22 protein-coding genes, 2 tRNA genes and 1 pseudogene are annotated in these 22,635 nt (G+C 42.4%); 9 read left to right on the top strand and 16 right to left on the bottom strand.

All coding sequences use genetic code 11. The features are described from left to right. From A7D14_RS08195 to A7D14_RS08155, 9 genes are all read right to left on the bottom strand, one after another. Positions 1-3,485 (bottom strand): Ig-like domain-containing protein (locus A7D14_RS08195; RefSeq protein ID WP_141673303.1); only part of this gene is annotated, 3,485 nt, incomplete at its 3' end. Between the two features lie 11 nt (positions 3,486-3,496). Then, complete coding sequence (locus tag A7D14_RS08190; RefSeq protein ID WP_067032630.1) at positions 3,497-3,973, bottom strand: DUF4347 domain-containing protein; 477 nt, start codon at positions 3,971-3,973, stop codon at positions 3,497-3,499. A gap of 604 nt (positions 3,974-4,577) precedes the next feature. Beyond that, positions 4,578-5,174: a Crp/Fnr family transcriptional regulator gene (locus A7D14_RS08185; protein ID WP_067032628.1), complete on the bottom strand. Its 597-nt coding sequence runs from the start codon at positions 5,172-5,174 to the stop codon at positions 4,578-4,580. 226 nt (positions 5,175-5,400) lie between these two features. Further along, a complete protein-coding gene (locus A7D14_RS08180; RefSeq protein ID WP_067032627.1) occupies positions 5,401-6,012 on the bottom strand; it encodes a hypothetical protein in 612 nt (203 codons plus the stop codon). A 202-nt stretch (positions 6,013-6,214) separates the two neighbouring features. Then, positions 6,215-6,490 (bottom strand): ATP-dependent Clp protease adaptor ClpS, encoded by a 276-nt coding sequence (locus A7D14_RS08175; protein WP_067032625.1) that lies wholly within the window; start codon positions 6,488-6,490, stop codon positions 6,215-6,217. 21 nt (positions 6,491-6,511) lie between these two features. Further along, the gene (prmA, locus tag A7D14_RS08170) at positions 6,512-7,345 is read right to left on the bottom strand and encodes a 50S ribosomal protein L11 methyltransferase (protein WP_067032633.1); all 834 of its coding nucleotides are present in this window, start codon (positions 7,343-7,345) and stop codon (positions 6,512-6,514) included. An 8-nt stretch (positions 7,346-7,353) separates the two neighbouring features. Next, positions 7,354-8,103 (bottom strand): triose-phosphate isomerase, encoded by a 750-nt coding sequence (tpiA, locus tag A7D14_RS08165; RefSeq protein WP_067032614.1) that lies wholly within the window; start codon positions 8,101-8,103, stop codon positions 7,354-7,356. 226 nt (positions 8,104-8,329) lie between these two features. Further along, a complete protein-coding gene (locus tag A7D14_RS08160; RefSeq protein WP_067032607.1) occupies positions 8,330-9,424 on the bottom strand; it encodes a BT_3928 family protein in 1,095 nt (364 codons plus the stop codon). Further along, positions 9,421-9,963: a DUF1599 domain-containing protein gene (locus tag A7D14_RS08155; RefSeq protein WP_067032606.1), complete on the bottom strand. Its 543-nt coding sequence runs from the start codon at positions 9,961-9,963 to the stop codon at positions 9,421-9,423. The genes A7D14_RS08160 and A7D14_RS08155 overlap by 4 nt, the downstream gene beginning before the upstream one ends. A gap of 95 nt (positions 9,964-10,058) precedes the next feature. Here A7D14_RS08155 and folP point away from each other — a divergent pair, with 95 nt between their 5' ends. The 3 genes from folP to A7D14_RS08140 are packed head-to-tail and all read left to right on the top strand — an operon-like array spanning position 10,059 to position 12,486. Then, positions 10,059-10,892: a dihydropteroate synthase gene (folP, locus tag A7D14_RS08150; RefSeq protein ID WP_067032603.1), complete on the top strand. Its 834-nt coding sequence runs from the start codon at positions 10,059-10,061 to the stop codon at positions 10,890-10,892. 44 nt (positions 10,893-10,936) lie between these two features. Continuing rightward, complete coding sequence (cdaA, locus tag A7D14_RS08145; RefSeq protein WP_067032600.1) at positions 10,937-11,722, top strand: diadenylate cyclase CdaA; 786 nt, start codon at positions 10,937-10,939, stop codon at positions 11,720-11,722. Continuing rightward, positions 11,722-12,486 carry a DUF3667 domain-containing protein gene (locus tag A7D14_RS08140; RefSeq protein WP_067032597.1) on the top strand — a complete coding sequence of 255 codons (765 nt, stop codon included), beginning with the start codon at positions 11,722-11,724 and terminating at the stop codon, positions 12,484-12,486. The genes cdaA and A7D14_RS08140 overlap by 1 nt, the downstream gene beginning before the upstream one ends. A 3-nt stretch (positions 12,487-12,489) precedes the next feature. On the opposite strand, the gene A7D14_RS08135 is transcribed toward A7D14_RS08140, so the two are convergent. Both A7D14_RS08135 and truA read right to left on the bottom strand, forming a co-directional pair. After that, positions 12,490-14,262: an ABC transporter ATP-binding protein gene (locus A7D14_RS08135; RefSeq protein ID WP_067032594.1), complete on the bottom strand. Its 1,773-nt coding sequence runs from the start codon at positions 14,260-14,262 to the stop codon at positions 12,490-12,492. After that, the gene (gene truA / locus A7D14_RS08130) at positions 14,249-15,001 is read right to left on the bottom strand and encodes a tRNA pseudouridine(38-40) synthase TruA (RefSeq protein ID WP_067032591.1); all 753 of its coding nucleotides are present in this window, start codon (positions 14,999-15,001) and stop codon (positions 14,249-14,251) included. Before truA ends, A7D14_RS08135 begins: the two co-directional genes overlap by 14 nt. An 88-nt stretch (positions 15,002-15,089) precedes the next feature. Between truA and A7D14_RS08125 the strand changes: the two genes are divergently transcribed. After that, the gene (locus A7D14_RS08125) at positions 15,090-15,584 is read left to right on the top strand and encodes a metallophosphoesterase family protein (protein ID WP_067032588.1); all 495 of its coding nucleotides are present in this window, start codon (positions 15,090-15,092) and stop codon (positions 15,582-15,584) included. Positions 15,585-15,649: 65 nt separating this feature from the next. On the opposite strand, the gene A7D14_RS08120 is transcribed toward A7D14_RS08125, so the two are convergent. Then, positions 15,650-16,060: a DUF4293 domain-containing protein gene (locus A7D14_RS08120; protein ID WP_067032586.1), complete on the bottom strand. Its 411-nt coding sequence runs from the start codon at positions 16,058-16,060 to the stop codon at positions 15,650-15,652. Positions 16,061-16,253: 193 nt separating this feature from the next. On the opposite strand from A7D14_RS08120, the gene rho reads away from it, so the two are divergent. The 4 genes from rho (at position 16,254) to A7D14_RS08100 (ending at position 20,134) form a co-directional block, all read left to right on the top strand. Next, positions 16,254-17,846 carry a transcription termination factor Rho gene (rho, locus tag A7D14_RS08115; RefSeq protein WP_067032584.1) on the top strand — a complete coding sequence of 531 codons (1,593 nt, stop codon included), beginning with the start codon at positions 16,254-16,256 and terminating at the stop codon, positions 17,844-17,846. A gap of 133 nt (positions 17,847-17,979) precedes the next feature. Then, positions 17,980-18,651, top strand: a complete 672-nt coding sequence (locus A7D14_RS08110) for a hypothetical protein (protein ID WP_141673301.1) — start codon at positions 17,980-17,982, stop codon at positions 18,649-18,651. A 131-nt stretch (positions 18,652-18,782) separates the two neighbouring features. Next, positions 18,783-19,343, top strand: a complete 561-nt coding sequence (locus tag A7D14_RS08105; RefSeq protein WP_141673299.1) for a hypothetical protein — start codon at positions 18,783-18,785, stop codon at positions 19,341-19,343. Positions 19,344-19,576: 233 nt separating this feature from the next. Continuing rightward, on the top strand, positions 19,577-20,134 hold the full coding sequence (locus A7D14_RS08100) for a hypothetical protein (protein WP_141673297.1): 558 nt from the start codon (positions 19,577-19,579) through the stop codon (positions 20,132-20,134). Between the two features lie 58 nt (positions 20,135-20,192). On the opposite strand, the gene rpsT is transcribed toward A7D14_RS08100, so the two are convergent. The 4 genes from rpsT to proS form a co-directional block, all read right to left on the bottom strand. After that, positions 20,193-20,444: a 30S ribosomal protein S20 gene (gene rpsT / locus A7D14_RS08095; RefSeq protein WP_067032570.1), complete on the bottom strand. Its 252-nt coding sequence runs from the start codon at positions 20,442-20,444 to the stop codon at positions 20,193-20,195. Positions 20,445-20,478: 34 nt separating this feature from the next. Beyond that, a tRNA-Glu gene (locus A7D14_RS08090) sits at positions 20,479-20,550 on the bottom strand. Between the two features lie 57 nt (positions 20,551-20,607). Continuing rightward, positions 20,608-20,679, bottom strand: a tRNA-Glu gene (locus A7D14_RS08085). Between the two features lie 80 nt (positions 20,680-20,759). Next, positions 20,760-22,235, bottom strand: a complete 1,476-nt coding sequence (proS, locus tag A7D14_RS08080) for a proline--tRNA ligase (RefSeq protein WP_067032567.1) — start codon at positions 22,233-22,235, stop codon at positions 20,760-20,762. Positions 22,236-22,330: 95 nt separating this feature from the next. On the opposite strand from proS, the pseudogene A7D14_RS08075 reads away from it, so the two are divergent. Beyond that, positions 22,331-22,635 (top strand): annotated as a pseudogene (locus tag A7D14_RS08075) (hypothetical protein); the annotation flags it as partial.

Raw genomic sequence — 22,635 nt, 5'->3', positions numbered from 1 at the left:
GAATCAGGGGTGCCGTCATTGTCATCGTCGTCATCGGCATTGTCGCCCGTTCCGTCACCATCGGTGTCGGTATCCTCGGAAGGGTCCAATGGGAAATCATCCTCAGTGTCAGGTGTACCATCCCCATCATCGTCTTCATCATCTTCATTGGGTATACCGTCACCATCGGTATCTTGGGCGGCATTGATGTCCGCTGTGTGTGTGTCCGAACTTAAGGCATCATCACCATCCTTTACCTTGAAGGAGAAAGAGGTATAGGATGTGCCATATTCCCCATCTGCCGTTGTGAAGACAAGCAATGTAATATCGTCTATCATATCATTTGCCTGGACGGGAGAGCCATTGTATTCCAAAGTACCTTTCATCGGAAGTGAAATCACTTGTATGCCATTGAAGGTGTCACCTGGATCAGCATCAGAGAAGTTGAAATCATCTGTTTTAAAGGTATACCCTGAATCCTGAACCACCTCCAAGGTAATATCCCCTCCTTCCGGGGCATCGTTCATATTGGTGATGTTCAATGTGGCCGTAACGGTTTCCGAAAAGGAAGCGGCATCCTCAAAATTATAGGTAAAGCTATCCGTTGCGGATTCATCGCCATTATGCTCATAGGAAAAAGTACCGTCTGCATTGAAGGTAAACGAGGCTGCATGGGATGGGTTTGCAATGATATGGTACACTAACTCATCCCCATCGATTTCCACATCATTGGTGGAAACATCTTCGTTCAAAGTTGCGTTTTCATCCAAATTGAAGCTATCCATATTGGCAACGGGTTCATCATCTTGGGGCAAAATGGAAAGCGTAATGTTGGCCGTTACCTTTTGGCCTTGGTCGTCCAGTTCGTAGGTAACCGTATCGGTACCATTTTCATTGGCATTCGGCGTGTACACCACTTGGTTGCTACCATTGACAACGGCAGTACCTTTGGTTCCTTGTGCTGTGATGGTCACTGTGGGAGTGACAACTGAATCATAAACATCATTGTACAGCACATCAATGGGGTCCGATGTGGTATCTTCATCCAAAATGGCCAAGTCATCATCGGCGCTTACCACAAGTGTAATATCGTAAGGACCAAAAGTGGCCGTACCCACATTGCCCGCATTGTCCTTTACCTCAGCATGGAGATACCATCCTGAACCTCCGGAGTTGAATGACGTTGTCTTGGACTGGCTATTGCTCCATGAAGTCCATGCTGCATTGTCTGTGGCAGGGGGTGTGGCACTTTGTACCTTTGCAAAACGTTGTACATCAAACCCACTACCTCCATTTTCATCTTGGAAGACCAATTGAATGTCTGTATTGGTATCCAAGCTTCCACTGGACGGGTTTGCCGTAATTGAGGGCAAGGTATTATCATCTACAATGGTAAGCGTTCTGTAGAACGGTTCTGACCATACGCCGGTATCAGTCTGGGTACGCAGACTGATGATATAATCAGCTGATAGGTTGTTATATGCTGAAAAATCAGTCAGCGGTGTTGAAGCATTATAAATCTCGGTATCGGTTGGATCCCCATTGCCATCATATGTCCGCTGGATAACGATCCATTCCTGGGTTGACAATGTTCTACCATAGGGATCGACAGAATTGTCCTCAATGGCGATGGTCATATTACCTGTGTAGGTATTGATCAAATCAGGTTGGATGTTGAACTGGGCAATGGGCAAATCAGTGGCACCACCGGAAGCAGCCGTTTTTTCCACATAGATACTGGTTGGGCTACTCCAAATACCTTGGTGGTCCTGAACCCGTAACATTACCAAATATTGACCGTCGGAAACTGAGTTTTTATCAAACTGTCCATCATTCCAGTCATTGGTGGAGGCAGCGTCCACGGCTTTCCATTTCCATTCGGATTGGTTAATACCATTATTGGTGCCGCCATCCAAATCATAGGATGTATTATTGATGAAGCCTGTATCACCACTATAGGTGAAACTCGCCACTGGCCTACGATGGAAATACAATGTAGTGGGTGCCGTAGGCATCTCCTCAAAGGTGAAGGTGTACTTACCTGGTTTTTCATAATACTCAGGTACATCTTCCAGAAACAAACCGCTCCATGAAACACGGCCTGTATTGTTTTCAAAATAGGTCTCATCATGGGCAATCTTCCAACGACCGCTAGGATAGCTCGCATTGGCCGTATTGTTTTTAAGCTGTGCGGGGTCTACGTCAATTTCAACCGAAGTTCCTGCTATGAAAAACTCCCCGGCACTTACGGTACCAAATTGGTACTGCTCATAAATGTACTGGGCCATATCGTCAATCCAAGCGGACCAACTTCCGGCATCCCTATTTATAAAAGTACCTTGGTTATTGTTCTGGGTGATAAAACGTTCAAACTGGGCCTCATTGGTATTTGTGCCCCAACCAATGTAATGGATATCCTCGTTGATGGTACGCATCAAAATTTCGGATAAATCCTCATCGCTGTCAAAATCAGCCACCTCAAGGTCATCCAAGTTTACGTTGAAACGCAATGCGCTATTTCTCCATTGGGGTTCCCGAAGCACATCTTTAAACGCGCGCAATTCCAATTTTTCAATATTGATATCCTTGAAATAGGCACCAGATTGTTCGTGCACATAAAAACCATAACTTCCTTGAGAGTGTGCACTGTCATCAAAATTGAAAGCTTCCACCCAATCGGTGCCGGCACTTCCACCGCCCCCTCTTCGAGAAACCTTAATGTTGTCCCCGTTCATGTCAATCTTAAAATCTATGGTCTGACCATTGAAGTATGCGGCAAACATATCAGCGCGATTCCCGTTCCAACCGTAGGTTGCGGAACCGGAATTTCCACTATTGGTGTTGAGTGCCAATACAGATATGGATCCATTCTGAACCTTGATGATGGCTTCCGCGGGGTCACCATCGGTTCCATATCCACTAATGTTACCGCAGGCGGAATGGTTGTCTATGATATAGGCATAAAAGTTCTGGTTATCTACTTTTCTAAAAATAAAGCCTACCTCTCCATGTGGATAAGGTGCCTCGCTCAACCCCCAGGTTGCCGAAATGGAACCATCGGCTATGTCACCTGTTGGATCGTACATGGCAAAACCCCATCCATAAGAAGTATATCTTCCCACAAAGTCTGCTATAACTCTGTTGGTACCGGAATCAAATTGGAAATAATTTCCACTATAGGAATTGTGAACGGGCGGCTCTGTCCCATTAAAGTTCATTTTGTTCCAGCTGTTGAAAATGTCACTGGCATCAGCTTGGTCAGATGAAATGGAGCTTCTCTGAAAAGCCTCCACTCGTAGTTTTCCCAAAGGAATTCCTTTAAGGTGCATGGCTTGTTCCAAATCATCCTCAAAAGTGGATAGATCTAGATTGGCCGACCCAACGGTTACCATTACGTCGACATTGGGTCCTTGTTGCACGGTCATGTCAACCGTTTGGGCCTGGGCGGTTCCAAAAAGTAGAAATAGTACAAAAAGCGATAGTATGCTTATAAAATTCTGTTTCATGATTGGTTGGTCTATTGAAATATTGAATTATGGGTTGGTTGATTCATTGTCGTATGGTCAAACTTCAAATCTGCCCCAAAAATGGAGTTGCAGTTTGTGGGAACAGCAATATTGAAGTAAGACATCTCACTAATTTCCTTCAGTAGGGCAAGTCCATCTGGATTGGAGCCTAGATTACAGTCGTAGACCAGAAGTTGCAGGTAGCTCCCTTGATAAAGCCCTTCAAGCATGGAAAATTCAAACTCTTGGTCCACAGCATTTATATCATAGGTTTTGCCCCCTAGTTTCACTGCGTTGTAATTTGTGTTTGCAAACAAATGAACCACTTGTTTGGAACGATTTTGCTCCAAATATTCACGGATGGATTTCCAAGGGTTGCTTATTCCCTTAATCTCAATAACTGTGGTACCAACAGGCAGGTTATCAAGTACCTCCTGTCTTTGTGAATACTCAGAATCTATAATCACCACATCATCTGACTGGGCCATAGCTCCTGTAGTTAAAAAAGCGAATAGGAAAAAAAAGATTGGTAAAATTTTCCTGTACATAAAATTTCTCATTGGTTAATAATTTTGGTTTTACGTTTAAATTTTAATTGGATTTTTGATTCCAAATCCAGGAAAGAATGGACATAGCTAAGCCAGGCCTCCTGAATAGTGGCAATTTTAGGGACGTCCCAAATTCCATTAGGATGTAAGGGACATCAGTAAAAACTGGAAAAATTGTTCTGTGTAGTGTCTAGTAGATTTCTCTCATAAGTGGGAACTGTTTAAATCGTTTCTTTTTTCGGTGCAATGAATCGACTATTTTCTTACAGTCGAACATTCATAAATTGTACAATTTTTCTTATTCTTCACCTAAGAAACGGAGGCTATATAATCTTATTTTAAGAAATCGTATGGGAAATTGACAAATATCAATTTAGTGTCATTTTCTTACAAAAATGTAGTAGATTCTGAGTCAGAAAAAGTAGTCTAAAGAAGGGGAAAGGGTTTATTCTATGTTGAAGAAAACTAGATTTTGGAAAATATCCATACCTCTGAAATTCTATTTTAATAGAACACAAAAGGTGAATAATGCATGCTTCTTGGCCTACAACTTTTCTTTCATCAACCTGGAAAGTGTCTCCGGTCTCATGGCCAAAAAAGAGGCCAAATGTTTTCTGGGAATTCGCTCTACAATTTCTGGTTTTGCGTTCTCAAGAAAAAAATCCAACCGCTTTTTGGCGTTGGGTATCCGGGCCAAGTACACCCTATGCTCGGCCAATACGTAGTATTGCTCCAACATTATCCTGTATATCTGCCGCATTTCAGGAAAGTTATTGAGGCAATATTTGTAATCATCATATTCCAAATAATCGCAATGGCAATCCTCTAAAGCTTGGATATACTCTCGGGTATTTTCATGCTTAAAAAAGCCAGTTATGGATGTAAAAATCTCATTTTCGGAATCTATCCAGGTTGTAATATCTTTGCCTTCGCTCATAAAATATCCCCGTACCAAACCTTTTTTTATAAGGTATAGTTTATTGCAAATTTCTCCTTCCCTACTTATTAGTTCATTTTTTTTGAAAGAACAGTTTTTGATTTTATTGGCCAAAAAAGACTTAAGGCTTGGGCTAAGCGGGTAAATGGCATTGAGATAGAATATAATAAAGAGGTTCTTTTCGGTTTTCTGGTTGGAGGACATTTAGATTGACAGTTTATTTGGAACAATTGAAAGTCTTGCACTAGACTTTTAAGGATGCTTGTCCATTTCAAGATTTATCATAACAGTTCTTCCTATGTTCTTAACTTTTCTATGTATTCTTTTCAAAAATACCCACTCTACCAATGGACAGCAAATGATATGTGTCATATTTTATAGATCCCATAAAAATTTTGAACCCACACATATTGTAAAAACAAAAACCGATTCAGGGTTGGGTGCCCATTAAGGAATCCAGCAGCGTTTTGGACTCTTTCAATTCTTCCTGCAAGCGCTGGTTCTCTTCTATATACTGTAAATGCAACTGTTCCATTCTGCGTTCAAACTCATCGGCAGGTACATATTCGGGTTCTAAAAACGAACTGTTCAAAATACTGATCAGGGTAAACAAAAAGCTGATGGCTATGGCAGAAATTAAAATGATGAGCAGGGTTTTTTCCTTTTTCAAACTGGGCGAACTCTTTTTTAGGAGCTGTTTTTCATTCTTGCTCAACTTTCTGGCACTGGACAATTGGTCCAAGAACACATCCCATTTTTCCTCTTCTTTTACGTACATGTCCATAAAACCGCCTTCCTCCAAAAAATCCTCGGTGCTGGGTGTTGAGGCCAACATAAATATGTCCATTCCGTTCCCGCTCATCACATCCAAAAGTTCCGGATCGTACTCTTGGATTTCCTTGATCAGTTTTTCCACAAACTGCAAGCTGTAATTTGGACGCAGAAATTCATCATAAAGGGTCTGGATTTCAAAATAATCACTGCGACCCAGAGCATATTCCAAAAAACGGTCTTTTAATTCGGCCTTAAAGAATTCGCTCATTCCTGAATAAGAAGATTTGATGTTGGTTTTTTAATGGTATGGATGTTCACACAAATTTAGGATATATAATTTCTGCTTGCTGTGTTTTCAATGTAAAGAATTTGTCACGTTGAAATAAACAGCCCTAAAAGGATTGGACAGTGCATTGCATCAAGGTTTGGATTTTGCCCAACTGGAATGTAAGCACCGATCTGGATTCAAATCAGACAATCTCAGCACTTAGTCCGGCTTGTAACAACTTGGAGCATTTTGGCTTTAAATAGGAATACTCCCCTGTTTTTACGGTACATTTACCATTGTAATGCACAATTAGGGAGCATTGTTCAGCCTGTTCGGGAGTATGTTCGCACACGTCTATCAATGTTTCAATGACGTGGTCAAACGTGTTCACATCGTCATTAAAAAGTACAATTTCATTTTGCTTAACCGTCTCCTCTTCCAGAAGAAGGTCTTCCAAGCCTTTTTCTTTTGTGCCCATAATCGCGGAGTTAATGTCTTTCTAATTTACATATTTTACTGAAATCCAGCGGTTCTTCTCCAGTTTTTTTTCAAATTCCAAACCATAAGCCTTACATTTTGAGGAAATTGCATCCAAATCGCCCAAATAAAAGCCACTTAGAAAAAGTTGACCCTTCGGATTAAGGCACTGGGCATAAATGGGAATATCTTCCAACAAAATATTCCGGTTGATATTGGCCAGAATGACGTCGTATTTTTTTCCTTTCAACAAATTGCTATCGCCCTGAAAAACCTGAATATCCGAACAATCATTTCGCTCCACATTTTCTTGGGTGTTCAGATAGCACCATTCATCTATATCAATGGCATCCACCGGACCAGCCCCCCTCTTTTTTGCCAAAATGGCCAAGACACCGGTTCCGCATCCCATATCCAAGACGGATTTTCCATCAAAATTGGTTTCAAGAATGTGTTGCAACATCATGTGGGTGGTCTCATGGTGCCCGGTACCAAAACTCATCTTGGGCTCGATGACGATGTCGTACTCCACATCCATTGCCTTGTGAAAAGGTGCCCGTACCATGCACTTATCCCCTACTGTAATGGGATGGAAATTCTTTTCCCACTCCGCGTTCCAATTTTGTTGCTCAATCTCTTTACTAGTCCAAGTGATTTCAAAATCGGGATGCTGGAGAATGAAGAGATGGTCCAGAATACCTTCCTTCCATTCCGATTTTAAGATATAGGCCAACAGACCCGAATCGTTCTCCACAAAACTTTCAAATCCGGCTTCGCCCAGTTCCGCAATGAGAATATCCGTTGCGGGTTGGGTGGGATTTATTTTGAAATCGTACTCCAGATACACCAGCCCCATGGTGTTCATTAAATAGCCTCGATTATGGCCACAAAATCATCCGATTTCAGGGAAGCACCGCCTATCAACCCACCATCCACATCGGGTTTTGAAAAAATTTCTGAAGCATTGCCGGGCTTTACACTACCGCCGTACAGAATGGAAACCTCATCCGCAACAGAGGCGTCATAAGCTTCGGCAATAGTCTTTCTGATAAAGGCATGCATTTCTTGGGCTTGCTCTGGCGATGCGGTTTCCCCGGTACCAATGGCCCAAACGGGTTCGTAGGCCAAAATGATGTTCTTCCAAGCATCGGCATCCAAATCGAACAGGGCATTTTTCAATTGACTTTCCACCACTGCAAAATGATTGTCCGCTTTGCGGTCCTCCAATTCTTCGCCAAAACAGAAAATGGTCTTCATGCCCTTTTCCACGGCAGTTTTTACTTTTTTGGCCAATAGTTCATCGGTTTCACCAAAATAGGCCCGGCGCTCGGAGTGGCCCAAAATCACGGTGTCCACCTCAATGTTCAAGAGCATATCCGCTGAGATTTCACCGGTGTAGGCACCGCTTTCCGCAAAGTGCATGTTCTGTGCGGCAACTTGTATGGTAGAAGATTGAAGGCTTCTTTTTGCCGCGGCCAAATTCACGAATGTTGGCGCAACGATTACTTGTGCTTTGGTATCGGGCAGTTTTGCTGAAAGTTCGGCCAATAAAGCCTCAGTCTCTTCCAAGTTATTGTTCATCTTCCAGTTTCCTGCCACTATTTTTGTTCTCATGTGTTCTGTTATTAAGTTGTTGAGTTATTCTGTTATTCTGTTTGGTGTAATTATTCTTTTATTCCATTGTTGAATTTTTGTCCTTTTATTTGGGTCCTCCGGAGATAGTACATGAATGCCCCAATTTTGTTGGTACCATGTTCCGTCATTTCCAAAGCTCTACATCCCCAAATCTATCTATCCTACCCATAATTCAATTAAACCATATCAACATAAACAACAAACATTATAAGGAGAGTTCGTCAATGTCGTTATAATGCACTTTTTGTTGAATGGTTCCCCGCTCCAAGACCAATATGGCCGGATTGGACCGAACGATGGTCTTGAGTGCGGTTTCATCGGTGAAATAAAAATCAAAGTCCAGATTGTATTGCTGCTCCACTTGATTGGCCAACTCATCATTCGAGGCCGACATGCCAATGACTTTATATCCCTTTTGCTTGGCTTTTGCAGTTACTTGGGCCACTTCTGAAAATGCTTCATAGTTACTTTTGGCCAAATCGTAAGCGATTACCATGACCAATTTCTCCTCATTTAAAAGCTCGGAAGCAAAATTCTGGCCATCTTTCTCAATGGTAAAATCATGAATGGGCGGTTCGTATCCTTCTTGAATTTGGGTAGTCTCCACATCCACAAATTCTCCATCCACAGTTGGATAATCCCCATTGGTAACAATAATTTCTTCCTTTCCATTCACATTGAATCGCCATGCATATTCATAAATGGGTTCTGGAGCACCTTCGGGAACAGTCATTCCCGCTTCAATATTGGCCCCGATTTTATAGGGTCTAAAATCTACGGATGGCAAATGGTTTAACACATGATTGGCGAACACGATACAGGCCAATAGGGCCACTCCACCCACAATCCAATTGGTTTTTGTATTGAAAAGCGGTGTTATGTACTTCTGCCCGAAAAACAAGATCAGAATCAACACCAATAGAACCACATCCTTGGTGAAGGATTCCCAGGGCGTCAATTTGATGGCATCGCCAAAACAACCACAATCAGTTACTTTATTGAAATAGGCTGAATAAAAGGTCAGGAAGGTAAAGAAAACAATCATCGCCAAAAGGCTCCACACCGTAAACTTGGGTTTAAAGCCGATCAATAGCAGGACGCCCAAAATCACCTCAACAATGACCACAAAAATGGAAATACCCAAAGCCATAGGGTCTAAAAAAGGTAAATCCAGCACGCCGGGACTAAAATATTCCTCCAATTTGAATGAAAACCCAACGGGGTCGTTCAATTTGATGAGTCCACTGATAATGAACAACACCCCAACTACGATTCTTGAAATCCAAACTAAATATTTCATTCTTTTTCGCTTAAATGAATCAGTGCAAACACTGCATAATTGACCATATCCCGATAATTGGCATCCACGCCCTCGCTTACCAAAGTAGTACCTTGATTATCCTCAATTTGTTTTACCCGAAGCACCTTTTGAAGGATAAGGTCGGTCAAGGAACTTACCCGCATATCGCGCCATGCCTCGCCATAATCGTGGTTTTTGTCCTCCATCAATTTTTTTGTGATGGCCACTTCCCCATCATACAGGGCAACGGCCTCTTCCGCCGTTAAATCTGGTTGTTCCACAACACCCTTTTTTATTTGGATAAGTGCCATAATGGAGTAATTGATGATCCCAATAAACTCCGATTGCTCCCCTTCATCCACTTTTCGCACCTCATTTTGTTGTAGGCTACGAATGCGTTGGGCCTTGATAAAGATCTGATCGGTAAGGGAAGGAAGTCGCAAAATGCGCCATGCGGTACCATAGTCTTGCGCCTTTTTTAAAAACAATTCCCGGCAGGTTTGGATCACCGCTTCATATTGTTGGGAGGTCTGCTGCATGTATTGTTGCTAATTTGCGTAAATTTCGTCCAAATGAAAGTGCCCTAAAGCACTTCGCCAAAGATAATGAAACGTAAACGAAGCAGATATTCTTTATGACCATAAACTGCAAAGGTGAACTTGTAGATCTATCGGTGCCCAAGGTAATGGGCATCCTGAACCTTACCCCGGATTCTTTTTATGATGGTGGGAAATACAAGGACGAAGCCGCAATCCTGAAACAGATTGAAATGATGCTAGAGGATGGCGCCACATTTATCGACATGGGTGCCTACAGTTCCCGGCCCGGTGCGGAGCACGTTGATGCGGATGAGGAGCTCAAACGGATGCTGCCCATAATTGAATTGATTCTTAAAAACTTTCCCGACACCCTAATTTCCGTGGATACGTTTCGGAGCAAGGTCGCCGCTGAAAGTTTGGAGCGGGGTGCGGCCATCATCAATGATATTTCTGCTGGAAATTTGGATACTGAAATGTTCGCCACAGTGGCCAACTATCAGGTTCCTTACATTATGATGCACTTGAAGGGCACTCCTCAATCCATGCAAAAAGAGGCTGTTTATGATGACCTCATCAAAGACCTTCGGTTCTATTTTTCGAAGAAAATGCAGGAGGCCACTTCAAAAAAAATAAACGACATTATCATTGACCCCGGCTTTGGTTTTGCCAAGACCACTGCGCAGAACTATACCCTTTTGAACCATTTGGACCTGTTTAAAACTTTTGGAGTTCCACTTCTTATCGGGTTAAGCCGAAAATCCATGATCTACAAGGTCTTGAATTCCAGTCCAAAAGAAGCCTTGAACGGAACCACGGCCCTGCATACCGTTGCGCTTTTAAAAGGGGCAAACATTTTACGGGTCCACGATGTGAAAGAAGCTGTGGAATGTGTTAAACTTGTGGAAGCATTGAAGGCAAATGCCCTCTGATTTTTGGTTCTGCTATTTTTGCTAATTTTACAAAAACACCGCGGTTGGAATTTTTGAATTTTCTCGAGTTTAAAATTACAGACATCATAGACATTGTGCTCGTGGCCGCGCTGCTCTATTATATCTACAAATTGGTCAAGGGCACGGTGGCCATCAACATTTTTATAGGCATTGTCATTGTTTGGGCCCTCTGGAAACTCACGGAACTCCTGCAAATGAACATGATCAGCAACATGGTGGGCGGGTTCATGAACATTGGACTTATTGCTTTGATCATTGTGTTTCAACAAGAAATACGAAAATTTCTGCTGATGATCGGCTCCACCAATTTTGCCTCCAAACGGAACTTCCTCCGTCATTTTAAATTCTTGAAGCAGGAAGCCGTTCCCACCGATACGGATGTAGAGGCCATTGTTGCAGCCTGCGAACGGATGGGAAGCACCAAAACTGGAGCCATAATTGTGATTGAACGCAATAATTCCCTTGATTTTATAAAATCCACCGGGGATGCCATGAACATTCAGGTAACACAACCCATTTTGGAAAGTATCTTTTTTAAGAACAGTCCCCTACATGATGGCGCTGCAGTGGTCCAAGACAATTTCATTACCGCAACACGGGTGATTTTGCCTGTTTCCAACGACAGGAACATTCCGCTCCGATTTGGCCTACGGCACCGCGCCGCTGTGGGCATCACCGAAAAAACCGATGCTATTTGCCTTGTGGTCAGTGAAGAGACCGGTTCCATTTCCTATATTAAAAATGGAGAGTTTGTGCCTTTTAAAACCTCGGAAGAGCTTATTCAATTCATCAAGAAAGATTTGGAGTAATGCATTGCAAGAATTGCCATACCAGCCTTAGGACAGATTTTAGTTATTGTCCTGTCTGTGGCAGCAAGGTAATTCGCAATAGGCTCACCATAAAAAATGTCTGGGAAGATATAAGTTTTCAGGTCTTTAATCTGGACAATACCTTACTTAAAACTTTTAGGCATCTCTTTACGCAACCAGAGGTGGTCATCAACGGTTATATTTTGGGAACGCGAAAAAAATACATGAATCCCATTAGCTATTTTGCCATTGCCATAACCTTGGTGGGAGTTATGTTTTTTGTGCTTCAAAATGTATATCATGTTGACCTCATGAATGGAGCCATTACCAATAGCCGAGAGACCCCAAATATGGATTTTGTGTTCGATTATCAGGCGCTCATCACCTATCTGTTGGTCCCCATGTATGCCTTGATGACTTGGTTTCTTTTTTTCGACAAGCAGAAATTGAATTTTACAGAACATGTGGTTGCCAATGCCTATATCACCGGGCAGGTTTCTTTTGTTCAGGTATTTGTTTGCTTGCCCTTATTTGGTTTGCTTGACATAAGATATGACCTTTTTACCTGGGTTTATTTGCTCCTTTCTGTGTTCTACCAGTTTTATGTCTTCAAGAAAATGTATCAAATTGGTTTTTGGAGCGCGTTTCTCCGCGGATTCATCTATCTTATCTTCTTTGCCATTCTTATGATGGTCATTGGATTGCTCATTATTGTAGTTTCCATAGCCACGGGACGACTATCCCTCGAAGATTTTCAAACATAGGAATCAAGCTACTTCCTCCTCCAGGAATTGTGCCTTGTACAAATCGTTGTAATACCCACCTTTTTTTAAGAGTTCCTTGTGGGTGCCAATTTCAACGATCTGCCCTTCATCCATTACAATGATTTTACTGGCTTTTTTAATGGTGGCCAAACGGTGTGCAATAATGATCGATGTCCTTCCCTCTGTAATCTTATCCGTGGCTTGTTGGATCAACTGTTCTGAATAGGTATCCACGGACGATGTGGCCTCATCCAAAATCAAAATACTGGGGTTGCTCACGTATGCGCGCAAAAAGGCGATCAATTGCCGCTGGCCACTGGACAGCATGGTTCCCCTTTCCTTTACATTATATTGATAGCCGCCCGGAAGGCTGGAAATGAATTCGTGCACCCCGATCTGTTTGGCCGCTGCTTCTATTTCGGATACGGTGATGTTTTCATCACGAAGTGAAATATTATTGGCGATGGTATCGGCAAAAAGAAAAACATCCTGCAATACAATGGCAATGTGCGAGCGGAGGGATTGCAAGGTATAGTCATGAATGCTGACCCCATCAATCACTATTTGTCCGGAATTGATCTCGTAAAAACGGTTGAGCAGGTTGATGATAGTGGATTTCCCGGCACCGGTGGCGCCCACAATCGCCACGGTCTCTCCCGCATTCACCTTAAAGGAAATGCCATGCAGTACTTCTTCGTCCTTTATGTAACCAAATCGCACATCCTTGAACTCGATGTCTCCTTTGACATCCGCTTTCACAACACTTCCCTCATCGGCAATATGGCTGCTGGTATCCAAAATCTTGAATACCCGGTTGGCCGCCACCATTCCCATTTGCAGGGTGTTGAATTTATCGGCAATCTGTCGCAGGGGGCGGAACAAAAGATCCATCAAAAAGAAAAAGGCCACGATGGCTCCTTTATTGTCCAAACCAATGTTCTCTATGTTTTGTATCACCCCAAAATAGACCACCAATCCAATACCAATGGAATTGGAAATTTCAGCAATGGGAAAAAATATGGAGTTGTACCAAACAGTTTTCAGCCAAGCATTTTGATGTTTTTCATTGATGACCCTAAATTTTTCCTTCTCAACCTCCTCACGGTTGAAAAGCTGTACGATTTTCATCCCGGCCAATCGCTCCTGCACAAAGGAATTGAGATTGGACACTTGGGCCCGCACCTCAATAAAGGCCACTTTCATGGCTTGTTGAAATAATCGGGTTGCCACCAAGATCACTGGCAGGATGGCGAAAACAATCAATGCAAGCTTCCAGTTGATAATGGTCATGATGATGGCAGCGGAAATCATCTTCAGCACATCGGCCACAATCATAAAAAACCCTTGACTGAAAATTTCCCCAATGCGCTGCATATCGGCCACCGCCCTTGTGACGAGCACGCCGATGGAGGAATTATCAAAATAGGTCATCTTAAAACCCATCATCTTTTGAAAGAGCCGAACGCGGATATCCTTGATCACGGATTCCCCCAAAAGGTTGGCGTAGTAATTAAAGCCCAATTGCATGGTCACCTGTCCAATAAGCAGCGCCAACATGAACATAATTGCGGTGAACAATTGCTGGGAGTTTTTACTATCCAAAGCCCCATTGATGATATCCTTGACCAAAATGGGAATTCCTACGGCAAAGGCAGCCGATAGTATGGCCGTAATGGCCACGACCCAAAAAATGATCTGGTAGGGTTTGGTATGCGCAAAAACCCGTTTGAACAGTCTAAAATCAAACGCTTTGCCTATTTCGTCACTTTTGTTCATCAAATATTTCTTTTGGATACAAAACCTTGGTCAAATATAACCCTTTTGCGGGGACAGACACCCCGGCCTTACTTCTGTCTTTACTTGCGATGATGGTATGGATTTCGTCAGGAACCATCTTGCCCATGCCCACATCCAACAAAGTTCCCACTACGGCCCGCACCATATTCCGAAGAAAGCGGTCTGCCGTAATCGTGAACACCAACTTATCTTCCTTTTCTTCCCAAATTGCTTGCCGCACATCACATAGATAGGTTTTCACATCCGTATTGGATTTGGAAAAACATTCAAAATCCGTATGCTCCAAAAGTTGTGAAGCTGCTCGGTTCATCACCTCGATATCCAAAGGATATTTTACCAAATGGGCAGCATCTGTATAAAAAGGATTCTTTTCCTGAACCACCCAATATTCGTAGGTCCGTTCCAAGGCATCAAAACGGGCATGGGCCTCGGGGATCATGTTGTATATCTGTTGCACAGCAATATCCTCAGGCAAAAGGGCATTAAGGCGATAGACCAATTCTTCCAGGTCATCGATCAAGTCAAAATTAAAATGGGCAAACATCTCCTTGGCATGCACCCCGGTATCGGTCCTGCCTGCGCCAACGACCTCCACTTTTTGGCGCAATAGGGTGGACAGGGCTTTTTCCAACATTTCCTGCACCGTTATGGCGTTGGGTTGGTTCTGCCATCCGTGGTATGCTTTTCCGAAATAGGAAAATTGGATAAAATATCTCAATGGAATGCCTTACTTTTAAGTCGTTAAAGATAATTCAATCCCTTCCAATAGGAATCCAACCACTATTTTTTAGCATATTTTTAGCGTTATGACCAAAATTCTATTGCTTTCGGACACCCATGGCCATATGGATACCACCATTTTGAAATACGCCGCACAGGCCGATGAGATTTGGCATGCCGGTGACATTGGAAGCCTTTCGGTGACGGATCAACTAAAGGCGTTGAAGCCGGTGCGTGGAGTGTATGGCAACATCGATGATCATGTTATTCAAAAGGAGTTCCCGGAACATAACAGGTTTATGTGCGAAGGTGTGGATGTTTGGATTACCCACATTGGTGGCTACCCCAACAGATATGATGTGCGGATACGGGAAGAAATCAAGCGGAATCCGCCAAAACTTTTCATTTGTGGCCATTCGCATATTCTAAAAGTGATGAACGACAAAAAATTGGGGCTGCTCCACATGAATCCCGGTGCTTGCGGAAAATATGGGTTCCACCAGATGCGCACCATGCTCCGGTTTGTAATTGATGGGGACAAAATTTCGGATTTAGAGGTTGTGGAACTGGGAAAACGGTGAATAAAACATAAAAACCCCGGCCAAAGCCAGGGTTTTTTCGCACTAATACTACTAAGATGTTAGGTTCAACGTAAGCGATCAACAGATTTTACAAGATCTTCATCCTTTTTGATAGCCCTGTTGGCCAGGACCAGAAAAACGATAGAAAATACAGGAATCAGCATCCCAATACCCTTCTCAGAAACCACAGCTTCTCCGGATAAGCTTAGCGATCGATAAACGAAAAATCCTAGTAAAAAAAGATTCAATATCATATTCAATCTGTTTACCACAAATTGATTTTGTCTTTTCTTGTACATAAAAATTGAAATCACTGCCAAAACTGCCGAGACATAAAATGCAATACTGATCCAAAGCTCATTTTCGGCATAGACTTTTGTGCCGTCGACCTCAATCCATAAATTCAGAAAAAAGGGAAGTACACCTGTACTAAGTGCAACAACCAGTAAAAAAAACGTCTGAATTCGTTGAATCATTGTATAATTTGATTTCAAAATGCAAAAATAGGCGTCTTTTTGAGAAATTGGGCGTTATTCTTGAAAAATAATTTGTATACTTGTGTCGTTATTAGCGAAGCACTTACCTAGGAAATCTTTCCTCCAGTAGCCCTCAAATAACTTTTACTTCAATATTTTCAGATAATACACAGTTTAACTTATTCATTACTTAATGTTCGAGATTTCAGATCTAAAAGCTAAAAAGCTTCCTGAGTTGCAAGAAATTGCCAAGGGGCTTAATGTTCCCAAATTCAAATCACTGAAAAAGCTGGACCTGGTTTACCAAATATTGGACGTCCAGGCTTCCAACCCAAAGGCTGTGGCCGAAACCGCAGCGCCCCAGAACAACGGCGCCCCTACCCCCAAGCCAAAACGCGCTAGGGCCCCAAGGCCACAAAAAAACGAGCCAAAGGAAAAAGTGGCCGAGACCACAGAAAAACCGGCTGCTGCCAAAAGCGACACCGATACCAAAAAAGAGGAACCTAAGGGGCAACCTCAAAAAAGGGAAAGCAAGCAGAGCAACAATCCTCCAAAAAGTCAAAGCAATACCAGGAGGAACAGCCAGCACCAAAAAGGTGGTGGCCACGACAAAAAGAACAGCAATTTTGACAAGGACTTAAAGAACAGGTACAAAGAACCTGAGTTTGAGTTTGACAGCATTATTGAAAGCGAGGGCGTACTGGACATTATGCAGGACGGTTATGGATTCTTGCGCTCCTCGGATTACAACTACCTTTCTTCTCCCGATGACATTTATGTTTCGCAATCGCAGATCAGATTGTTTGGACTGAAGACCGGGGACACCGTATTGGGGAACATCAGACCTCCAAAAGAGGGTGAAAAATATTTCCCGCTGATCAAAGTCAACAAAATCAACGGTCTGGATCCGCAAGTGGTTCGGGATCGGGTATCTTTTGAACACCTGACTCCCTTATTTCCAAAGGAAAAATTTAAACTGGCGGAACGACAAAGCACCATTTCCACACGGATCATGGATTTGTTCTCGCCCATTGGTAAGGGACAGCGTGGTATGATTGTGTCCCAGCCCAAAACGGGTAAGACCATGTTGTTGAAGGATATTGCCAATGCCATAGCGGCCAATCACCCAGAGGTGTACCAAATCATCCTTTTGATCGATGAGCGCCCTGAGGAGGTTACCGATATGCAACGTAATGTGCGTGGTGAGGTGGTTGCTTCAACCTTTGACAAAGAGGCTACAGAACACGTTCGGGTGGCCAATATTGTTTTGGAAAAAGCCAAGCGTTTGGTGGAATGTGGCCATGATGTGGTGATCCTTTTGGATTCCATCACCCGATTGGCCCGTGCCTACAACACCGTTCAACCTGCTTCTGGCAAGGTATTGAGTGGTGGTGTGGATGCCAATGCACTGCACAAGCCCAAACGATTCTTTGGTGCGGCCCGTAATATTGAAAATGGAGGGTCTCTTTCCATCATCGCTACGGCACTGACCGAGACAGGCTCCAAAATGGACGAGGTGATCTTTGAGGAATTTAAGGGTACAGGTAACATGGAGCTTCAGTTGGATAGACGAATTTCCAACCGAAGAATCTTCCCTGCCATCGACCTTATTTCTTCTTCTACCCGAAGAGACGATCTTTTGTTGGACGAAAATACGATACAACGTATGTGGATCATGCGCAAGTATTTGGCGGACATGAATCCTGTGGAAGCCATGGAATTTATGGAGCAGCGCATTAAGCAGACCAAAAACAACGAAGAGTTTTTGCTTACAATGAACAATTAAGGTAAATAATTGATATATAGATATTTAAAAACCCTTTGAGAAACCTCAAAGGGTTTTTTCTTGATTAGTTTTAAAGAAAAAACCTATCTTTAAATCAATGTTCCCCAATACTGAACTTTATAACACTTTAAAAATGAAAAACACCAAAAAAGTTGCCACCGTCTTGCTAGGTGGTTTTTTTCTTATGCTAAGTGCATGCAAACAAGGTCCGAAAAAAGAAGAACCTACTGAACCCAAAGTCGCTGAAACACAAGAACGAGTTGATCCACCTGAAGGTATCATCTCTTTAGAGGAATCAAAGTCCTTGTACGAGAATTACACCAAGAACCGTTTGGACATCATTCAGCAATATGAAGCCGAGCGGAGTCCCGAAAAATTTGAAGCGGCCCGGTTTAGTTCGTTCAGCTATGCCGATATTAAGCAATATATGGACTATATTGAGCAAGAAGCCAAAACTGCCCAAGTGGATATTTCCTCATTGCGATTCTATTTTGCCAATTATCCGGATAAAACCAATTTTCCTGATGGTAAAAAAGTAGTCCATCCCAGACAAAATTCCATCTTCATTGTACCAACCATGAAAACTGATGATGGGGAGTACGGCTTCTATATTGGTGAGGACGGCAAGGCCAGACTCATTAAAAACGCTGTTGGACAAACTGCCGTAGGCAGCACTGCCAAAGATGGAAATAGGTCTTATGCAAGTTTTGCCCCTAATTTTGCCTCATCGACAATGTTACAAGGTGGCAAAAGTCTCAACCTAAACCATAGTAATTCAGGGCCACCACCTGACGGAGATTTTTAAAAAAGATGACTTCCGAAAATCTTGTTAGACTGATTAGCAGTCAGTTTCCCATACTTCTTTATTTAACCACCTGGGTCATTTCAGTAATTCAGTACAAGAGGTTTTTTGACACACCTCTTAAGTACTTTCCCATGCTTATTATTTATACTTTTTTTACGGAGGTTTTGGGGTATTTTATCAAGTACAACGATCAATTTTTATTTTTTTCCGATGACCGATATGCATGGCACAATGTGATTATCTACAACATCTACCAATTGATTTTCTTTCTCTTTTTCTACCGTGTTTACCAAAGAACGCTTAAAAAAGCATCACATAAAACTTGGGTGAAGTATGGCAGTTATCTTTGTATTTTGGCCTATGTAATAGATTCCATCATATATAATCCATTGCACAACAGATTAAGTCATGCCCATATAGTTGGTTCCGTGATACTTATTTTTATCCTTATCCTCTATTTTCTAGAAAAAAAATCCGAAGAAAGTTTATACCCCCAAAAACACAACTTATTGTTTTGGGTCAGTATGGGCCTGTTTGCCTTTTATTTTGTTTTTCCCCTGGTTTTGATTTTTGGGAATGTCAGTATTGATTTACAGTTCTATTTTAGGCGCACATTGCTCAGCCTAATTGGAATAATGTACGGCTGTTTCATCATAGGTCTTTTGGTGGGAAAAAGACAAGCATTTCGATAGATTCCAATCCGTTGAAAAAATAAAGGCCCCAAACATTGGGGCTTTTTTTATATTTTCAACACAAAACTCATTTCTTTGCCCAATATGCCAAGACGTAAATGATTGAGGAATTCTTAAAAACTTTAAATACGGATTTTATAATCCTCCCCTTTTACTTTATTGTGTGGCTGGTTGCGGTTATGCGGTACCGCACATACTATGATACGGTTTTAAAATATTACCCCATATATCTTATGTACACCCTCCTAACGGAATTGTTGGGGTATTTGGTAAAGTACACGGATAGCTTTCAATTGGTTTCCGATGATCGGTATCATTGGTACAACGTGATCATCTACAATATTTATTCGGTGGTCACCTATATCTACTTCTTTTATATTTATTGGAAAATTTCAAATGACAAAACATATAAAAAGTGGGTACTGTATGGGGCATTCATTAGCATGGCGAGTTTTCTGATAAGTTTGTTCTTTCAAAATCCCAATTACTCCCATTTATATGTTGCAGAGTTGATTTCCTCAATATTTCTTTTGATGGCCGTTGTGCTTTATTTCAAGGAAAAATTTCAATGGCACAATATCCATTCAATGAAGTATAACCTCATGTTTTGGACAAGCGTGGGACTGGTCCTCTTTTATGCTTACTTTCCTTCAACCCTGTTGGTACTTTATTGGGCACAACCTTGGTACAACAAACTTCATCTACATGATTGGCTCATTGGGCTCATCTTTGTTTTGTACGGAACCTTTTTAGTGGGGGTATTGATTCATAGAAGAAAAGAATTTCAGTAGAATACAAAAAAAACGCCCCCTAATTGGAGGCGTTCTGTGTATTATAATATCGCAAGGATTACAGCGCTGCAACCTTGGTCATCAACTTGCTCTTTAAGTTGGCCGCTTTATTACTGTGAATAATGTTCTTCTTGGCCAATTTATCAATCATACCAACTACAGTGGGCAATAAGGCTTCGGCAGCTTTCTTGTCCTCTTCGGTGCGTAATTTTTTGATGGCATTACGTACGGTTTTGTGTTGGTATCTGTTACGCAAACGTACCGCTTCGTTTCTTCTGATTCTCTTTAATGCTGACTTATGGTTTGCCATTATCTTGATTTATACTTTCTAATTCCTTTTTTAGTAGCCCGTAGGGGAATCGAACCCCTGTTACCAGGATGAAAACCTGGCGTCCTAACCCCTAGACGAACGGGCCTTTTTAATGAAAAAACCCGGCCACTTAACCTCGTTTTTCCAATTTCAATAAACTTTGTAGCCCGTAGGGGAATCGAACCCCTGTTACCAGGATGAAAACCTGGCGTCCTAACCCCTAGACGAACGGGCCATAAGGTTGCATAATTGCGGATGCAAAAATACAACTATTTTTAAGTCTTGCAACAGTAATTATTATTTTTTGTCCCCTGTTTAATAGGCCTTTGCAAACAACACTCTTTGGGTGGATGGTTTTCCGGTCACCATACATTTTCCCTCCTCTTGTTTTGCATCCAAAGGAATACAACGGATAGTGGCCTTGGTCTCCTCCTTGATTTTATCCTCGGTTTCGGCAGTACCATCCCAATGCGCTGAAACAAATCCGCCTTTTTCTTCAATGACCTGCTTGAATTCCTCGTAGGAATCCACAGAGGTGATATGCGCTTTTCTGTAGTCCAGTGCTTTTTGGAAGATATTCTCTTGGATTTCCGTCATCAGCGATTCCACTTTGGCCACAACATCCTCGGCCTTCACCGACTCTTTTTGCAGGGTATCCCGCCGGGCAACCTCGTAGGTCCCATTTTCAAGGTCCCGTTGACCAACCGCCAAACGTACTGGCACCCCTTTTAACTCATATTCATTGAATTTGAACCCAGGTTTGTGGGTATCCCTTTTGTCATATTTCACTGAAATGCCCTTGGCCCGTAGCTCCTTCACCAAAGGTTCCACTTTTTCCGAAATGGCATCCAGTTGGTCCAGCCCCTTATAAATAGGTACGATCACCACCTGAATGGGTGCCAACTTTGGTGGAAGCACCAATCCATTATCATCACTGTGCGTCATGACCAAAGCACCCATCAATCGGGTGGAAACCCCCCAGGATGTCGCCCAAACGTATTCCTGTTGTCCTTCTTTGGTGGCAAACTTTACATCAAAGGCCTTGGCAAAATTTTGTCCCAAAAAGTGTGATGTGCCTGCTTGGAGCGCTTTTCCATCCTGCATCAATGCTTCAATGCAATAGGTCTCCTCGGCCCCGGCAAAACGCTCACTCGCGGTTTTGGTCCCCTTGATCACAGGCACGGCCATGTAGGTTTCAACAAACTCCGCATATAAATTCATGATCAATTCGGCCTCTTCCACGGCCTCTTGCCTAGTGGCATGGGCCGTATGGCCTTCTTGCCATAAAAATTCGGTGGTACGCAAAAAAAGGCGTGTACGCATTTCCCACCGTACCACATTGGCCCATTGATTGATCAACAACGGTAAATCTCTATAGGATTGCACCCATTTTCTATAGGTATCCCAAATGATGGTCTCGGAGGTGGGACGAACGATAAGCTCCTCTTCGAGTTTGGCATCCTCATCCACCACAATGCCACTGCCATCCTCTGCATTCTTTAGGCGATAGTGTGTCACAACGGCACATTCCTTGGCAAAACCTTCTACGTGGCTTGCTTCTTTGCTCAAATACGATTTTGGAATGAACAGGGGAAAGTAAGCATTCTCATGACCTGTTTCCTTGAACATTTTATCCAGCTGGGCCTGCATTTTTTCCCATATGGCGTATCCATAAGGTTTTATCACCATACAACCCCTAACTCCTGAATTTTCAGCTAAATCCGATTTTACGACAAGTTCATTATACCATTTGGAATAATCCTCAGCTCGACTTGTTAAATTTTTACCCATCTATTGTAGTTTGGCACAAAACTTGTGATTTTATTAGCAAGAATAATTCGGTAAAACTAATTATTTTTAGTATGTTCAACAATAAAAATTGCACAATGATAAAGTCTACACCCCTTCCAAAATTTAAGGCATTTGCCATACTCCCTGTGGCTGCTTTCCTTGCAGCTTCATGTGGATCGTATCAGCAGGCCTCATATTATGATGATGGCATCTACTCCAGTGGCAATAGAGTGGTCCATGTGGAGAAAAAATCCGCACAAGCCGTTCAACTCGAAGAACAAGAAAGCAACCTTTATGGTGACTATTTTGGTGATAAGGCCAATGAATATGGAGAAATTCTTGATGACGAGGTTTTCACCGATGTTGAAAGCTACACCAGCCAAAATCAAAATGACACCAT

The organism is Allomuricauda sp. CP2A, from assembly GCF_001683915.1.
Lineage (GTDB): Bacteria > Bacteroidota > Bacteroidia > Flavobacteriales > Flavobacteriaceae > Flagellimonas.
Note: the sequence above shows the minus strand (reverse complement) of the source record. Positions and strands in the feature narration are given on the sequence as shown.

What these genes read in the sequence shown, in the direction of transcription:
- folP (WP_067032603.1), top strand. Translation starts at nt 10,059, where the DNA reads ATGACCATAAACTGCAAAGGTGAACTTGTAGATCTATCGGTGCCCAAG.
- A7D14_RS08155 (WP_067032606.1), bottom strand. Translation starts at nt 9,963, where the DNA reads ATGCAGCAGACCTCCCAACAATATGAAGCGGTGATCCAAACCTGCCGG.
- A7D14_RS08190 (WP_067032630.1), bottom strand. Translation starts at nt 3,973, where the DNA reads ATGGCCCAGTCAGATGATGTGGTGATTATAGATTCTGAGTATTCACAA.
- A7D14_RS08105 (WP_141673299.1), top strand. Translation starts at nt 18,783, where the DNA reads ATGCTTATTATTTATACTTTTTTTACGGAGGTTTTGGGGTATTTTATC.
- tpiA (WP_067032614.1), bottom strand. Translation starts at nt 8,103, where the DNA reads ATGAGAACAAAAATAGTGGCAGGAAACTGGAAGATGAACAATAACTTG.
- A7D14_RS08125 (WP_067032588.1), top strand. Translation starts at nt 15,090, where the DNA reads ATGACCAAAATTCTATTGCTTTCGGACACCCATGGCCATATGGATACC.
- rho (WP_067032584.1), top strand. Translation starts at nt 16,254, where the DNA reads ATGTTCGAGATTTCAGATCTAAAAGCTAAAAAGCTTCCTGAGTTGCAA.
- A7D14_RS08160 (WP_067032607.1), bottom strand. Translation starts at nt 9,424, where the DNA reads ATGAAATATTTAGTTTGGATTTCAAGAATCGTAGTTGGGGTGTTGTTC.
- rpsT (WP_067032570.1), bottom strand. Translation starts at nt 20,444, where the DNA reads ATGGCAAACCATAAGTCAGCATTAAAGAGAATCAGAAGAAACGAAGCG.
- A7D14_RS08180 (WP_067032627.1), bottom strand. Translation starts at nt 6,012, where the DNA reads ATGAGCGAATTCTTTAAGGCCGAATTAAAAGACCGTTTTTTGGAATAT.
- A7D14_RS08135 (WP_067032594.1), bottom strand. Translation starts at nt 14,262, where the DNA reads ATGAACAAAAGTGACGAAATAGGCAAAGCGTTTGATTTTAGACTGTTC.
- proS (WP_067032567.1), bottom strand. Translation starts at nt 22,235, where the DNA reads ATGGGTAAAAATTTAACAAGTCGAGCTGAGGATTATTCCAAATGGTAT.
- A7D14_RS08100 (WP_141673297.1), top strand. Translation starts at nt 19,577, where the DNA reads ATGTACACCCTCCTAACGGAATTGTTGGGGTATTTGGTAAAGTACACG.
- A7D14_RS08140 (WP_067032597.1), top strand. Translation starts at nt 11,722, where the DNA reads ATGCATTGCAAGAATTGCCATACCAGCCTTAGGACAGATTTTAGTTAT.
- A7D14_RS08110 (WP_141673301.1), top strand. Translation starts at nt 17,980, where the DNA reads ATGAAAAACACCAAAAAAGTTGCCACCGTCTTGCTAGGTGGTTTTTTT.
- A7D14_RS08175 (WP_067032625.1), bottom strand. Translation starts at nt 6,490, where the DNA reads ATGGGCACAAAAGAAAAAGGCTTGGAAGACCTTCTTCTGGAAGAGGAG.
- A7D14_RS08185 (WP_067032628.1), bottom strand. Translation starts at nt 5,174, where the DNA reads ATGTCCTCCAACCAGAAAACCGAAAAGAACCTCTTTATTATATTCTAT.
- A7D14_RS08120 (WP_067032586.1), bottom strand. Translation starts at nt 16,060, where the DNA reads ATGATTCAACGAATTCAGACGTTTTTTTTACTGGTTGTTGCACTTAGT.
- prmA (WP_067032633.1), bottom strand. Translation starts at nt 7,345, where the DNA reads ATGGGGCTGGTGTATCTGGAGTACGATTTCAAAATAAATCCCACCCAA.